The organism is Streptomyces sp. S063, assembly GCF_002832675.1.
Classification (GTDB): domain Bacteria; phylum Actinomycetota; class Actinomycetes; order Streptomycetales; family Streptomycetaceae; genus Streptomyces; species Streptomyces sindenensis.
In genome coordinates, this window is sequence record NZ_CP021707.1 from 2,056,978 (window position 1) to 2,069,616 (window position 12,639).

Here is a 12,639-nt window from a genome sequence, read left to right on the forward strand (position 1 = left end):
GACCGCCTTTCCCTGCAAGGAGCCGGCGCGTAGCGGGTGCCTGGACGAGGGAAAACCGGTGTCAACGAGGATCAGGGGGGGCACCGCGGGCCCCACGCCTCTTCCTGGCGGCCCGGAGTCTCACCCCCGCGACGACTGCCGCCCCCGCCATGACGAGGGCAAGCCCGCGTCTCCCCTGGACGAGGAGTACGCCGGTCAGTACGGCGTCGATCAGGATGACCGCGAGCACGAACCGCTCGTCCCACTTGCTCCTGATGCTGAACACGTGGGACATCCGCCTGTCGGGAGCGGCTTTCGCACCAGTGAGGACAGCGGTCAGCAGGAGGAGTACGGCCACAAGGAAGCATGTCGACGGAGTCCGGTGGACGAGAGCCAGCGCGAAAGACACGAAAAGTGCCGAGACCACGACGACGAGGGCGACATCAACTCTGCCGTAAAGGTCAAGCCTCCCACGGGTCCGGCATCAGTCGGCCAGTGCGTAGCCGCGCCACGCGGCGAGGGCGAACAGGACGACGTACAAGAGAACCTTCCCGTTCTTCTTCGTGAACACGCTCCTCATGCGCCGTCTCCCCCTTCCTCCCCGTGCGGCGAAGCCTCCCGCCCAGCGCGCTCCAGGTGTCCGCCCACGACGCGAGCGCGGCGGGTTCGACCCGGCCCTCGCACCGGGCGCGGGCCTCCGGTCGTCCACCTTCGCGTGCCCCCGGCCGCTCGGTTGATGCACGGGCCCGCCAGGGCTGTCGGTGGTCCCGTGCGCATGCTCACCCGCGCACGAAGACGGCGACGACCGCGCAGGCCGCGGCGGCCACGAGCAGCAGTTCCGCAACCGGGTCCGCGGTCAGGCTCCGGGCCGTTTCACCGCCGGGTGCCGCCCCCCTTCTCCTGCTGCGCCGCACCTTGTTGATCTCGGCAGCCGCCTTGGGCGACGTGCGGAACACACGGTCCAGCAGCGATCCGGCGAACCCATCCGCGAGGTACCCCTCCTCGTCCGTTCGCGGGCCGGGGACCAGGCTTCCCCTGCGCGTGACACGCAACACGAGAGAGCCCACCCCCAGGCACACCGCCGGGCGCACAGCAGGGTGCCCCACCGTGCGCGGCACGGCGGGGCGCCCCATTGCTCTACTCGTCAGACGGTGTCGAACGAGCCGCCCCGCACGCCCGCGACGAACGCCGAGAACGCGGTGACGGGGACCTCGACCACGGGTCCCTCCGTGACCTTGGAGTCACGGACCGGGACGATGCCGCGCGGGGCGGCGAGGTTGGCGGCGACCTCGACGCAGTCGCCGCCGTTGTTGCTGTACGAAGACGTGAACCATCGGGGGGATTCGGTCGTCACAGGGTGCCCTTTCGCAACTGGCTGATCTTGGCCACCGACGCCGTCTGCGACAGCGACGCGCCCTGAAGTTGATGGTAGGCCGTCAGTATGGGCAGGACGAACGAGCTTTCCCGGTCAAGATGCCCCAGGGTCTGCGACTCGGCGTAGCAGATCACAGACCGGTCCGGCAGCGTCAGAATGTTGACCGGCAGGTCGAACGTCCGCTGTTCACCGATCTCGTACGGGGCCACCTGAAGCAGGGTGTTGGGAAGTTCGGCGAACTCCATCAACCGGTCCAGCTGAGCGTTCATGACGGCGGAGCCTCCCACCGGGCGCCGAATGCAGCTTTCGTCCATGGTCACGAAGAGCATGGGCGGCTTGGGTCGCACCAACGCGGCTTGGCGCTCCGCCAGGAAGGACACTCGTTCGTCGGCCTGCTCCGGTGTGATCGCACCCCGCCGTACGGCGCTGTCGGCCAGGACCCGGGCGTACTCCGGCGTCTGCAGCAGCCCAGGGATGATTCCGACCTGGTACAGCCTGATCTCGTCCGCCCGGCCCTCATAGCGCACGTACTCCGGGAAGCCTTCCAGCAGGGTGAGGTCCTTCATCGCCTGGACCATGCGGCTGAACCTCTCGCCGGTCCCCAGCGCCCTGTCAACACTTCTCGCGAAGCGTGGAGTCGGAGAACGCCGACCAGTTTCCACAGCCGAAATGTGCGTCCCCGAGCACCCCATGCGTCCGGCTAACTCATCCTGCGTCCAGCCACGCGCGTCTCTGGCCTGCCTCAACTGCAAGCCGAAGGAAGCATCCGGGTCCTCGGGGTCAAGCTGCTTGCGATTCACCATGTCGAAGCCCTAACTCTCTGAGCAAAACTCGCAGGTTGAAGACAGGCCGACCCTAGGTCACGCTGAATCGCCCCGGTAGCCGAACGGCTACGGAGAGGAGCGATCGATGTACGGCGAGAACTTACGCCCGAATAGCCAGGAACTCCCTTCCCTCCCCGCCCCCGGAACCCTCATGGTCGACACCAGCCGCGCCGACCGCGTGGGCGAGTTCCGAGGGGCCGCCGGCCCCTACTGGTCGCTGAGGCCCGTCGGGGGCGGCGCGGAGTGGGAGGTCGAGCCCCGCCACGTACGTCCCGCGCTCCTCATAGAGCAGCTCCGCGCCCGTACGGCACGCCTCAACGCCCGCAGCCGGGGCGAGGTCCTGTGAATGCGCACCCGCGCCCGCATCCCCTCGCCGAACTCGTCCGCATGAGGCGCGTGACGGAGTATGCCGCCGAGGTCACCGTCTCCGACGGGCAGCGGTTCGCCTCGCTCGGCGGGGTCGTCGTACGGAACCGACGGCTTGCCCTCCTCTGGCTCCGGCGGCAAGCCCTCCGCCTGGCCAACGGTCATGGGCTGCCCCTCGCACCCGAGCCCGTACCGCTGTCCTCCGGCGACGACGTACGGCCGGTTCACTTCCACGGCTCGGGCGCGCCCGCAGAGTTGCGCCGCTGGGCCACCCACGGGCCGCACCAAGACCACGCGATACGGGCCCTGGAGGCCGGGTTCCCCGCGTTGTTCACCGTTCTCGATCCCGCCGTCGGGCTGAGCCTGACGCTCGCCGGATGGCGTGGCCGCCCCGCCGACCGGTAGTCCCCTGACACGAACCGGAGGTGAACGCCGTGCTTCAGTGCACCGCCGTCACCCTTCTCCCTCCCGATGCCGTGCTGCGGCTGTCCGCCCCCGGGGCGGACAGCACCGAGGACCCCGAGCCGTACGTCCTGTGCGAACTCGGCGAGCACGACGACCACGAGCGCACCGAGCACGCCGCCTACCTCCGGCCGGGCCGAACACCCGACGCACCGGCCCTGTGGTTCTTCTGGACCGGCAGGGGGCCCGAGCGCACCCACCGGGCCGAGTCGTCGCTCTGGTGTCCCGCCGTGCTGCGCCGGCTCGACTCCGGCGTCGTACGGCGGTGTGCGTTGTTCGACCACCACACCGCAGCCCACTCCTGGGACGTGACCGACCCGCTCGGCGACCTGATCGCGGAGCGGCTCGTCCCGGGCGACTCTCCCGAAGGGTGACCCCGTCATCGTGAAGCAGTGCACCGGCGTCGCGTTACTGCCGCCCCCCGAGCACGTCCTCGCCCTGTCGGTCCCCGGCCGCCACCGTCCGGAGATCGGGCACGTCCTCTGTGAACTGGGCGAGGACCATGACGGCGATCACTCCGCGATGCTGTGGGACGAGGGCGGACGGCCCGGAAGCGCAGCGCCGTCTGGATCCGGTGGGGTACGGAGCCTGCCCGGCTGCTGTCACTTCGCTGGTGCCCCGCACGCGACGCCCGTCACACGGACGACGCGTGCGGACTCTTCAACGGGCACCCGTCCGAGCACGGCTGGGAGATCACCGACCCCACCGACGAAGCGATCACGCGATTCCTCGCGGAGCGGCACCCGCATCTGTTCCCCGGGCCCAGGGAAGGCGGCGGGGGCTGACGGCGTGTTTCGCCACACCGGCCGAACGCCACGGCACCCGGAGCGGCGGGTGGCCCCCCGGCCCACTCCGGGGGCCTGCACCAGTGCACCTGACGATCACGGGGAGGAGAGTCGACTCGTCAGCCGCTCAGCCGACTTGAGGAGACCCTCATGCCCGTCCACCGCAGACGCCTCACCACCGCAGTGGCCTGCGCCGTCATGCTCATCGGCTCCGCGGCCGGGGCCACGGGCGCGGTCGCGGCAGCACCGGCCCGCCCCTCCGTCGCGCACCCTCAGCACCAGAGCGGCCGCGGTGCCTTGCTCCACGCCGAACTTCTCTACACCCTGAAGACCCGCGAAGCCGTCGCCGCCGAGCTGACGGAGGCGGGATTCGACGGCTCGCAGACGCGGCACGGGGTGGACGCGTACCGCCTCACCTACCGGACGGTCGATCCGCAGGGGCGTCCGACCACGGCCAGCGGTCTGCTGGCCCTGCCGCGTGGGAAGGGAGGGCGGCTGCGCGCTGTGTCGTTCGCGCACGGCACCGGCAGTCATCGCAGCGACGCGCCCTCGATGCAGCGCGGCACGTTCCTGACCGGGCCGCCCGTCACGTACGCCTCGGCCGGGTTCGCCGCCGTGGCGCCCGACTATCTCGGCATGGGCACCGGGCCCGGCGCGCACCCCTGGATGCACGTCCCGTCCGAGGCGACCGCCTCGCTGGACCTGCTCCGGGCAGCCCGTGCCTTCCGCTCCCTCGACCGGAAGGTCCTGGTCACCGGCTTCTCGCAAGGGGCCTCCGCCGCCCTCGGACTCGGCCGGGCCCTGCAGGCGGGCGAGGACCGGTACTTCCGGCTCGGCGCGCTCGCGCCCATCAGCGGCGCGTACGACTTCGGCGGCGCGGAGCTTCCGGCGCTGCTCGCGGGAGAGCTGGACCGGAAGTCGAGCGTGATCTACGCGGCGTACACGCTGGTCGCCTTCAACCGCGTGCATCGCGTGTACGACAGCCCGGACCAGGTCTTCCAGAACCCCGCCGTCGAGGTGCTCTTCGACGGCGAGCACACCGGACGTCAGCTCTTCGAGGGCACACCCGACTCTCTGGACGCCCTGCTCACACCGTACGGCCTGGACCTACTGGCCCACCCCCGGGGCGGCCTCGTGGACGCGCTGCGGGAGACGGACAGCGTGTGCCGCGACTGGGCGCCCCGGGTGCCGGTCCGGCTGTACATGGCGGGCGGCGACGAGCAGGCGACCACCGCCAATACGGCGCATTGCGTGGATTCGTTGCTGCGCAAAGGAGTTGAGGCGAAGGTGGTGGACCTGGGTGCGGTCGACCACGGAGGGTCGCGGCATCTGGGGTCGAACGTGCGGGGCGCGGTGGAAGTGCTGCGCTGGTTCCGGCAGTTGGGCTGACGCGGCGCGCATGCCGACGAATGCCCTCGTGTCCGTTTCCGTTGCTCCCACTCGTAGGGCACAGACCAGGCTCACCACCCTGCCCTGCCGCCCTTCGCCCCGAAGGCGGCGGTCATAGTTCGCCCACGAAAAAGCCCGTACTGGCGACCGCGAGCAGCAAGTAGCCACCCGGGAAAGCGATGTTGTGGAAGACGCGCGCACGGACGTGGGCCAGGACCGCGCCGACGAAGAACGCGATCAAGCCGATGCCTGCCGCCAGGCCCAGCCGGTGGAGACCGGCAAGGCCGGCGACCAGGCCGGCGGCGCCCGCCAGTTTGAGGGTTGCCAGATACGGCAACGCGGTCGGCGGCAGGCGAACCTCTGCGGAGTTGGCCAGCACGAAGGACGCCCGCGCGTAGTCCGCGAGCGCGACAAACAGGTTCGCGACGACACAGGCCATCGTGGCGATCAGCAGTACGGGAGTCATGTCTTCACCGTCAGTCGGTTCATGGCATTCTCATCTCCTCGGGAGCCACGCGGAAAGGCGCGGCAGGAAGGCGGACAGGAAGAGGTTCAACCGACCGTCCTGACGTCCGCCGGTCCCGGAAGGTGACACCCATGCCGATCACGGTCCAAGAGTTCGAGAACGCACGACCGCGTCTCCTGTCCGTCGCCCACCGCATGCTGGGCTCGTCCCACGACGCCCAGGACGCCGTCCAGACCGCGTGGCTGCGGGCCACCGCCGCGCGGCCCACACTGTCGCCGATCGAGAATCCGACGTCCTGGCTCACCACCGTCACCGCCCGGGTCTGCCTGGACGAACTGCGTGCCCGGCGCCGTCGCCACGAAGCACCGTTGTTCGCGGACGCCGTTCCGGCCGCCGAGCTGGCCGCCGACGAAGCCCTCCTGCGTACCGAGGACGTCTCCCGGGCCCTCATGGTCCTGCTGGGCCGGCTGACCCCGCCCCAGCGGGTCGCCTACGTCCTGCACGATCTGTTCTCCACACCGTTCGACCAGATCGCGGAGGTGCTGGGCGGGACCGTCGCCAGTGCCAAGAAGCACGCCAGCAGGGCTCGTCGGCGCCTGGCCCCCACGCGGCCGGGCGCGGAGGAGGAGGGGGAGGAGTACGACCGGGCGGATCAGCGGATCGTGGAGGCCTTCATGACGGCGGCCCGGACCGGAGACACCCGCAGGATGATCCAGTTGCTCGCACCGGACAGCATCCGTGACGCAGAGGCGGCCCTCCTCCCGCACGGCAGCCGCACCGCCGTGATCGGCGCGGCCGACGTCGCCGCCGAGACCACGCACTTCCGCGACCGCATCCGGGCCGCCTCCCGGCTCGCTGTCAACGGCCGGCCGATGTACGTCATCGCCCCGGGCGGGCACCCGTTCGCGACGATCGGGATCAGCACGGCAGGGGGGCGGGTCACCCGCATCACGCTGCGGCTGACCCGGGCCGACGACCGTTTCGAGGCCCTGGAGCCGCTGACGGCCCTCTGACCTGCTTGCGGCCCCACGGCCCGGAGGGGGACGGTTGGCCCCGCAGGCCGACCGCCTTCCTCGGGCCGTCGGGCAGTGTGTTCGACGCCTTCGGTTCCTGAGAAGACGCTGCACGCCAATCTAGGCGGACACACCGGTGCCCCACAGTTCGAACGCGACGCGGGCGCCCTGTTCTTCGCCCGGCCTCCGTAAACGCACCGGGCGGCGTCCGGGGCCGCTTCCCCGAAACCCTGAGACACATGGGTGCGGGCCCGGATCACGGATGATCCGGGCCCACAGCCGTACGGCATGTACGGGTCCTGCAAGGCGCTACCGCTCAGGCGTCAGCTCTGCGCGGGAGACGGCGACGCGTCCTGCTCGCCGCTCGGCTCGGCGGTGGTGGCCGCCTGGGTCTCGGCGCGCTCGCGCATCTTGCGGACCAGCTCCTGCTTCTTGTCCTCGGCCGCCTTGCGGTCGGCGACGCGCGCGGAGCCCGCGCCCTGCTGGTCGGCGCGGGACAGCTTCTTGCGCTGTCCGCCGACGCCGAGAAGGTTGTTACGGCTCTTGGCCATGGTGTTCTCCCCTACGGAAGGTGAAGTGAGTCAGGTGAAGGTGATCGGGGCCCGTCGCGCCGGGCCCCGGGCTGCGGCGGGGTGTGCTCACCCGCCGCGCTCTCACTCGTAGATCTGGAAGAACGAAGACATGCGGAAACCGTACCCCGCTCCCCGAGCGCCCCGCACCACGTTTTCCGGCCGCCCGGGGGTCTCGGGCGGCCCGGGGAGGGCTCAGGCCGTCGGGTCGACCGTCGCCTGGTGGGCCTGGGCCAGGTGCTCCTCGGCCTTGAGCCAGGGCAGGAACTGCGCCGAGCGCCGCCAGGCGCAGGTGGTGCAGGTCAGCCGGCGCGTCATGCCCGACTTCCGTACCTGCACGACGTGTTCACGGCCGTGCTGGTCCCATCTGCTGACCTTGCTGGTGGTGATCGACGGCATCGCGTACCTCCCGGAACGGTGGCGGGGGCTCCGGTGGACCGTACGACGAAGCCCCCGGTTCCGTACCCGGAACCGGGGGCCTCACGCACTCGGGCGGGTGTGTGTCAGCAGCCGAGCAGACGCGCGCCCAGGTACGCCTGGATCTGGTCCAGCGAGACGCGCTCCTGCTTCATGGTGTCGCGCTCGCGCACGGTCACGGCGTTGTCGTCGAGGGTGTCGAAGTCGACGGTGACGCAGAACGGGGTGCCGATCTCGTCCTGGCGGCGGTAGCGGCGGCCGATGGCGCCGGCGTCGTCGAACTCGATGTTCCAGTTCTTGCGCAGGTCGGCCGCCAGGCCCTTGGCCTTCGGCGAGAGCTGCGCGTTGCGGGACAGCGGCAGGACGGCGACCTTGACCGGGGCCAGGCGGGGGTCGAGGCGCATCACGGTGCGCTTCTCCATGACGCCCTTGGCGTTGGGGGCCTCGTCCTCGACGTAGGCGTCGAGGAGGAACGCCAGCATCGCGCGGCCGACACCGGCCGCGGGCTCGATGACGTACGGCGTCCAGCGCTCCTGGGCCTCCTGGTCGTGGTAGCGCAGGTCGGTGCCGGAGGCCTCGGAGTGCGCCTTGAGGTCGTAGTCGGTGCGGTTGGCCACCCCCTCCAGCTCGCCCCACTCGCTGCCGCCGAAGCGGAAGCGGTACTCGATGTCGGCGGTGCGCTTGGAGTAGTGGGAGAGCTTCTCCTTCGGGTGCTCGTACCAGCGCATGTTCTCCTCGCGCATGCCGAGGTCCGTGTACCAGTTCCAGCGCTGGTCCATCCAGTACTGCTGCCACTCCTCGTCCTCGCCCGGCTTGACGAAGAACTCCATCTCCATCTGCTCGAACTCACGGGTCCGGAAGATGAAGTTGCCCGGAGTGATCTCGTTCCGGAAGGACTTGCCCATCTGCGCGATGCCGAACGGCGGCTTCTTGCGCGAAGTCTGGAGCACCTGGCCGAAGTTGGTGAAGATGCCCTGGGCGGTCTCGGGGCGCAGGTAGGCGACCGAGCCGGAGTCCTGGGTCGGGCCGAGGTGGGTGGAGAGCAGGCCCGAGAACTGCTTGGGCTCGGTGAAGGTGCCCTTGTTGCCGCAGTTGGGGCAGTTGAGGTCGGCGAGACCGTTGACCGGCGGCTTGCCGTGCTTCTCCTCGTACGCCTCCTCCAGGTGGTCGGCGCGGAAGCGCTTGTGACAGGAGGTGCACTCGGTCAGCGGGTCCGAGAAGGTGGCGACGTGGCCCGAGGCGACCCAGACGTCCGGCGCCAGGATGACCGACGAGTCGAGCCCGACCACGTCCTCGCGCGCGGTGACCATGTAGCGCCACCACTGACGCTTCAGGTTCTCCTTCATCTCGACGCCCAGCGGCCCGTAGTCCCAGGCGGCGCGCTGGCCACCGTAGATCTCACTGCAGGGGTAGACGAAGCCACGGCGCTTGCTCAGGCTGACGATGGTGTCGATCTTGTCGGCGGCCACGGTGCTCTCTTCATACGACGATGACGAACGGCGAATGACTCAGGTTACCGGCGCGTGCACCCCCTGGATCAAATCGATAGGGGCCCATTGAGGCCCCGGGCCGTCGGCTCGTGATCTTCCGGGCATCTCATCCGTCTTGTTGACAATCGTTTCCAGTTTTGTTGAAAATGACTGTCATGAACGTACGTCGCCTGATACCCACCACCGCCGTCGCCGGAGCAGTCGTCCTCGGCCTGACCGCTCTCTCGGCCTGCTCCACCTCCGACGCGGCGGACGGGGGCAACGGCGACAAGCTGAAGGTGACCGCGTCGTTCTACCCGATGCAGTTCCTGGCCGAGCGGATCGGCGGCGAGCACGTCACCGTCACCAGCCTCACCAAGCCGGGCGTCGAGCCGCACGACCTGGAGCTCACCCCGCGCCAGATCGGCTCCATCAGCGAGTCCGACTACGTGCTGTACCTCAAGGGCATCCAGCCCGCCGTGGACGACGCGATCAAGCAGTCCGGTGTGAAGAACACCGTCGACGCCGCGACGCTCACCACGCTGGAGAACCACGGTTCCGAGGTCAGCGGCCACGACCACGGGCACGAGGACGAAGAGGGCCACGGGCACGAGGACGAGCACGGCCACGAGGGCGAGGAAGCCCACGAGGAGCACTCCGAGGGCGACGGCCACAACCACGGCGAGGAGGGCGGCGCCGACCCGCACATCTGGCTGGACCCGGTGAAGTACGCCGAGGTCGCCAAGGGGGTCGGTAAGTCGCTGGAGAAGACCGACCCCGACCACGCCGCCGACTACAAGAAGAACACCGACGCCCTCGTCGCGGAGCTGGGCGAGCTGAACACGGCGTTCGAGACCGGGCTGAAGAACCCCGCCACCAAGACCTTCATCACCACCCACTCCGCCTTCGGCTACCTCGCCGAGCGCTACGGACTCACCCAGCAGGGCATCGCGGGCATCGACCCCGAGGCCGAGCCGAGCCCGGCGCGGATCCAGGAGATCCACACCATCGCGGAGAAGGAGAAGGCCACGACCGTCTTCTTCGAGACGCTCGCGAGTGACAGGACGGCGAAGACCCTCGCGAAGGACACCGGGCTGAAGACCGGCGTTCTGGACCCGCTGGAGGGAATCACGGAGAAGTCCCGGGGCGCTGACTACATCGAGGTCATGGAGTCCAACCTCGCCGCGCTGCAGAAGGCCCTCGGCACCAAGTGACCCGCACCACCCGCACCACCCCGTACAGCCATCGGATCGGAGGCGCTCATGCCGGAGCGTGAGAGCACCCCCCGCGAGGCCGCCCCCCGGCCCGCCCAGGAGGCCGTCATAGCCCTGCGCGGCGCCACGGCCACCCTCGGCGCGCGCCCCGTGCTGCGCGGGGTCGACCTGACCGTGCACCGCGGCGAGGTCGTCGCGCTGCTCGGCGCCAACGGTTCCGGCAAGTCCACCGCCGTACGGTCGGTCATCGGGCAGGTCCCGCTGACCGGCGGCAGCGTCGAGCTGTTCGGCACCGAGCTGCGCCGCTTCCGCCGCTGGGGCCGGATCGGGTACGTCCCGCAGCGCACCACGGCCGCGGGCGGTGTGCCCGCCACGATCCGCGAGGTCGTCGCCTCCGGCCGGCTGTCCCGTACGGGACTGCGGTGGCCCGGGAAGGCGGACCGGGCGGCCGTGGACCGGGCCATCGCGCTGGTGGGCCTGGCCGACCGTGCGAAGGACTCCGTGAGCGCGCTGTCGGGAGGCCAGCACCAGCGCGTGCTGATCGCCCGGGCCCTGGCCTCCGAGCCGGAGCTGCTGATCATGGACGAGCCGATGGCGGGGGTGGACCTGGCCAGCCAGGAGATCCTGGCCTCGACCCTGCGCGAGCAGGTGGCGGTCGGCGCCTCCGTGCTGCTCGTACTGCACGAGCTGGGCCCGCTGGAGCCGCTGATCGACCGGGCCGTCGTCCTGCGCGACGGCTGTGTGACGCACGACGGGCCGCCGCCCGAGGCACTCGGCCAGCACGCCCTGCCCGGCCACGACCACGTACACCCCCACGCGGCCGCCGAGCCCGTCCGGACGGGACTGCTGACCTGATGCTCTTCGAATTCCTCAACCCTCCCTTCATGCAGCGGGCGCTCATCGCGGCCGTGCTGGTCGGCATCACCGCGCCCGCCATCGGCATCTACCTGGTGCAGCGGCGGCAGGCCCTGATGGGCGACGGCATCGGGCACATCGCGATGACCGGCGTCGGCCTCGGCTTCCTGCTCTCCACCAGCCCCGTGTGGATGGCCACCGCCGTCGCCGTGGCCGGCGCGGTCACCATGGAGCTGATCCGCTGGTACGGACACACGCGCGGCGATCTCGCCCTCGCGATGCTCTTCTACGGGGGCATGGCGGGCGGCGTCATGCTGATCAACCTGTCCGACACCGGGTCCAACGCCAATCTGACCTCGTACCTCTTCGGCTCGCTCTCCACCGTCTCCGATTCCGACGTCATCGCCATCTCCGTACTGGCCGCCTTCGTGGTGCTGGTCACCGTGGGGCTGCGGCGGCAGCTGTTCGCGGTCAGCCAGGACGAGGAGTTCGCCCGGGTCTGCGGACTTCCGGTGCGGGTGCTGAACCTGCTGGTCGCGGTCACGGCCGCGGTGACCGTGACCGTCGCGATGCGGGTCGTCGGGCTGCTGCTGGTCAGCGCGCTGATGGTGGTGCCGGTGGCGGCCGCCCAGCAGATCACCAAGTCCTTCAAGGTCACGTTCGTGCTCTCCGTGGTGATCGGCACGGCCGTCACCCTCACCGGCACCGTGACCTCGTACTACCAGGACGTCCCGCCCGGCGCGACGATCGTGCTGCTGGCCATCGCGGCGTTCGTCGCGCTGACCGCGCTCGCCGCTCCCCTCGCGCGACGGCGGGCCCGGGCGAGCGAGACGAAGGGCGCCGAGTGCACCCTGGAAGTACCACCCGCCCGGCGCGGGGCGGACGACGTGCGCGTTTGAGTACGACGCCCGGTCGGGCTGGCACAATGGCCCGACACATGTACGGGCGACACGAGGAGGCACCTGTGGCCACGGCGCCGATCAGTGGCACGAACGCAGCGCCGGTACGCGGCCGGTCCACCCGGCAGCGGGCGGCGGTGGCGGCGGCGCTCGACGAGGTCGACGAGTTCCGCAGCGCCCAGGAGCTGCACGACGTCCTCAAACACCGCGGCGACTCCGTGGGCCTCACGACGGTCTACCGGACCCTGCAGTCCCTCGCCGACGCCGGTGAGGTCGACGTCCTGCGCACCACCGAGGGCGAGGCCGTCTACCGCCGGTGCTCGACCGGCGACCATCACCACCACCTGGTCTGCCGGCTCTGCGGCAAGGCCGTGGAGGTCGAGGGCCCGGCCGTCGAGCAGTGGGCCGAGATGATCGCCGCCCAGCACGGCTATGTGAACGTCGCGCACACCGTCGAGATCTTCGGCACCTGCGCGGAGTGCGCCGGGAAGAAGGCTTAGCGGACATACGGAAGAGGGGCGGGCCCGGTGCACCACGCACCGGGCCCGCCCCTTCTC

The 12,639-nt window shown here is 70.3% G+C and carries 17 protein-coding genes and 2 pseudogenes; 11 read left to right on the top strand and 8 right to left on the bottom strand.

All coding sequences use genetic code 11. The features are described from left to right. Window positions 1–61 precede the first annotated feature (61 nt). The 4 genes from CCZ36_RS09365 to CCZ36_RS09380 form a co-directional block, all read right to left on the bottom strand. Window positions 62–265, bottom strand: coding sequence for a hypothetical protein (locus CCZ36_RS09365; protein WP_128817445.1), 204 nt, complete (start codon window positions 263–265; stop codon window positions 62–64). A 493-nt stretch (window positions 266–758) separates the two neighbouring features. Next, complete coding sequence (locus CCZ36_RS09370; RefSeq protein ID WP_128817446.1) at window positions 759–1,034, bottom strand: hypothetical protein; 276 nt, start codon at window positions 1,032–1,034, stop codon at window positions 759–761. 89 nt (window positions 1,035–1,123) lie between these two features. Continuing rightward, window positions 1,124–1,333 (bottom strand): DUF397 domain-containing protein, encoded by a 210-nt coding sequence (locus tag CCZ36_RS09375; protein WP_069742336.1) that lies wholly within the window; start codon window positions 1,331–1,333, stop codon window positions 1,124–1,126. Then, the gene (locus CCZ36_RS09380) at window positions 1,330–2,157 is read right to left on the bottom strand and encodes a helix-turn-helix domain-containing protein (RefSeq protein WP_069736575.1); all 828 of its coding nucleotides are present in this window, start codon (window positions 2,155–2,157) and stop codon (window positions 1,330–1,332) included. Before CCZ36_RS09380 ends, CCZ36_RS09375 begins: the two co-directional genes overlap by 4 nt. A 106-nt stretch (window positions 2,158–2,263) precedes the next feature. Between CCZ36_RS09380 and CCZ36_RS09385 the strand changes: the two genes are divergently transcribed. The 5 genes and pseudogenes from CCZ36_RS09385 (at window position 2,264) to CCZ36_RS09405 (ending at window position 5,180) form a co-directional block, all read left to right on the top strand. Next, window positions 2,264–2,524 carry a hypothetical protein gene (locus CCZ36_RS09385; protein WP_128817447.1) on the top strand — a complete coding sequence of 87 codons (261 nt, stop codon included), beginning with the start codon at window positions 2,264–2,266 and terminating at the stop codon, window positions 2,522–2,524. A 41-nt stretch (window positions 2,525–2,565) separates the two neighbouring features. After that, window positions 2,566–2,949, top strand: a complete 384-nt coding sequence (locus tag CCZ36_RS09390; RefSeq protein WP_069742334.1) for a hypothetical protein — start codon at window positions 2,566–2,568, stop codon at window positions 2,947–2,949. Window positions 2,950–2,978: 29 nt separating this feature from the next. Further along, window positions 2,979–3,380: a hypothetical protein gene (locus CCZ36_RS09395; protein ID WP_069736650.1), complete on the top strand. Its 402-nt coding sequence runs from the start codon at window positions 2,979–2,981 to the stop codon at window positions 3,378–3,380. A 10-nt stretch (window positions 3,381–3,390) separates the two neighbouring features. After that, window positions 3,391–3,791: pseudogene (locus tag CCZ36_RS35630) on the top strand (hypothetical protein). 150 nt (window positions 3,792–3,941) lie between these two features. Further along, window positions 3,942–5,180 carry an alpha/beta fold hydrolase gene (locus CCZ36_RS09405; RefSeq protein WP_128817448.1) on the top strand — a complete coding sequence of 413 codons (1,239 nt, stop codon included), beginning with the start codon at window positions 3,942–3,944 and terminating at the stop codon, window positions 5,178–5,180. Window positions 5,181–5,292: 112 nt separating this feature from the next. On the opposite strand, the gene CCZ36_RS09410 is transcribed toward CCZ36_RS09405, so the two are convergent. Further along, a complete protein-coding gene (locus tag CCZ36_RS09410) occupies window positions 5,293–5,646 on the bottom strand; it encodes a DoxX family protein (RefSeq protein WP_128817449.1) in 354 nt (117 codons plus the stop codon). Window positions 5,647–5,777: 131 nt separating this feature from the next. Between CCZ36_RS09410 and CCZ36_RS09415 the strand changes: the two genes are divergently transcribed. Together CCZ36_RS09415 and CCZ36_RS35635 are read left to right on the top strand one after the other, a co-directional pair. Next, the gene (locus tag CCZ36_RS09415) at window positions 5,778–6,659 is read left to right on the top strand and encodes a sigma-70 family RNA polymerase sigma factor (protein ID WP_128817450.1); all 882 of its coding nucleotides are present in this window, start codon (window positions 5,778–5,780) and stop codon (window positions 6,657–6,659) included. Window positions 6,660–6,736: 77 nt separating this feature from the next. Continuing rightward, window positions 6,737–6,851: pseudogene (locus tag CCZ36_RS35635) on the top strand (alpha/beta hydrolase); the annotation flags it as partial. Between the two features lie 131 nt (window positions 6,852–6,982). On the opposite strand, the gene CCZ36_RS09425 reads toward CCZ36_RS35635, so the two are convergent. From CCZ36_RS09425 to CCZ36_RS09435, 3 genes are all read right to left on the bottom strand, one after another. Continuing rightward, window positions 6,983–7,210 carry a DUF6243 family protein gene (locus CCZ36_RS09425; RefSeq protein ID WP_069736569.1) on the bottom strand — a complete coding sequence of 76 codons (228 nt, stop codon included), beginning with the start codon at window positions 7,208–7,210 and terminating at the stop codon, window positions 6,983–6,985. 213 nt (window positions 7,211–7,423) lie between these two features. Beyond that, a complete protein-coding gene (locus tag CCZ36_RS09430; RefSeq protein ID WP_069736568.1) occupies window positions 7,424–7,627 on the bottom strand; it encodes a hypothetical protein in 204 nt (67 codons plus the stop codon). Between the two features lie 104 nt (window positions 7,628–7,731). Then, window positions 7,732–9,114, bottom strand: a complete 1,383-nt coding sequence (locus tag CCZ36_RS09435) for a glycine--tRNA ligase (protein WP_030708214.1) — start codon at window positions 9,112–9,114, stop codon at window positions 7,732–7,734. Between the two features lie 176 nt (window positions 9,115–9,290). Between CCZ36_RS09435 and CCZ36_RS09440 the strand changes: the two genes are divergently transcribed. From CCZ36_RS09440 to CCZ36_RS09455, 4 genes are all read left to right on the top strand, one after another. Next, complete coding sequence (locus CCZ36_RS09440) at window positions 9,291–10,328, top strand: metal ABC transporter substrate-binding protein (protein WP_069736567.1); 1,038 nt, start codon at window positions 9,291–9,293, stop codon at window positions 10,326–10,328. A 48-nt stretch (window positions 10,329–10,376) separates the two neighbouring features. Continuing rightward, window positions 10,377–11,183 carry a metal ABC transporter ATP-binding protein gene (locus CCZ36_RS09445; RefSeq protein WP_069736566.1) on the top strand — a complete coding sequence of 269 codons (807 nt, stop codon included), beginning with the start codon at window positions 10,377–10,379 and terminating at the stop codon, window positions 11,181–11,183. Next, window positions 11,183–12,082 carry a metal ABC transporter permease gene (locus CCZ36_RS09450; protein ID WP_069736565.1) on the top strand — a complete coding sequence of 300 codons (900 nt, stop codon included), beginning with the start codon at window positions 11,183–11,185 and terminating at the stop codon, window positions 12,080–12,082. Before CCZ36_RS09445 ends, CCZ36_RS09450 begins: the two co-directional genes overlap by 1 nt. A gap of 65 nt (window positions 12,083–12,147) precedes the next feature. Then, complete coding sequence (locus CCZ36_RS09455) at window positions 12,148–12,582, top strand: Fur family transcriptional regulator (RefSeq protein WP_030077956.1); 435 nt, start codon at window positions 12,148–12,150, stop codon at window positions 12,580–12,582. Window positions 12,583–12,639 lie beyond the last annotated feature (57 nt).

Bases quoted from the DNA above. Each gene is read 5' to 3' on its own strand.
- CCZ36_RS09385 (WP_128817447.1), top strand. From the start codon at position 2,264: ATGTACGGCGAGAACTTACGCCCGAATAGCCAGGAACTCCCTTCCCTC.
- CCZ36_RS09410 (WP_128817449.1), bottom strand. From the start codon at position 5,646: ATGACTCCCGTACTGCTGATCGCCACGATGGCCTGTGTCGTCGCGAAC.
- CCZ36_RS09425 (WP_069736569.1), bottom strand. From the start codon at position 7,210: ATGGCCAAGAGCCGTAACAACCTTCTCGGCGTCGGCGGACAGCGCAAG.
- CCZ36_RS09390 (WP_069742334.1), top strand. From the start codon at position 2,566: ATGAGGCGCGTGACGGAGTATGCCGCCGAGGTCACCGTCTCCGACGGG.
- CCZ36_RS09440 (WP_069736567.1), top strand. From the start codon at position 9,291: ATGAACGTACGTCGCCTGATACCCACCACCGCCGTCGCCGGAGCAGTC.
- CCZ36_RS09445 (WP_069736566.1), top strand. From the start codon at position 10,377: ATGCCGGAGCGTGAGAGCACCCCCCGCGAGGCCGCCCCCCGGCCCGCC.
- CCZ36_RS09430 (WP_069736568.1), bottom strand. From the start codon at position 7,627: ATGCCGTCGATCACCACCAGCAAGGTCAGCAGATGGGACCAGCACGGC.
- CCZ36_RS09380 (WP_069736575.1), bottom strand. From the start codon at position 2,157: ATGGTGAATCGCAAGCAGCTTGACCCCGAGGACCCGGATGCTTCCTTC.
- CCZ36_RS09415 (WP_128817450.1), top strand. From the start codon at position 5,778: ATGCCGATCACGGTCCAAGAGTTCGAGAACGCACGACCGCGTCTCCTG.
- CCZ36_RS09405 (WP_128817448.1), top strand. From the start codon at position 3,942: ATGCCCGTCCACCGCAGACGCCTCACCACCGCAGTGGCCTGCGCCGTC.
- CCZ36_RS09450 (WP_069736565.1), top strand. From the start codon at position 11,183: ATGCTCTTCGAATTCCTCAACCCTCCCTTCATGCAGCGGGCGCTCATC.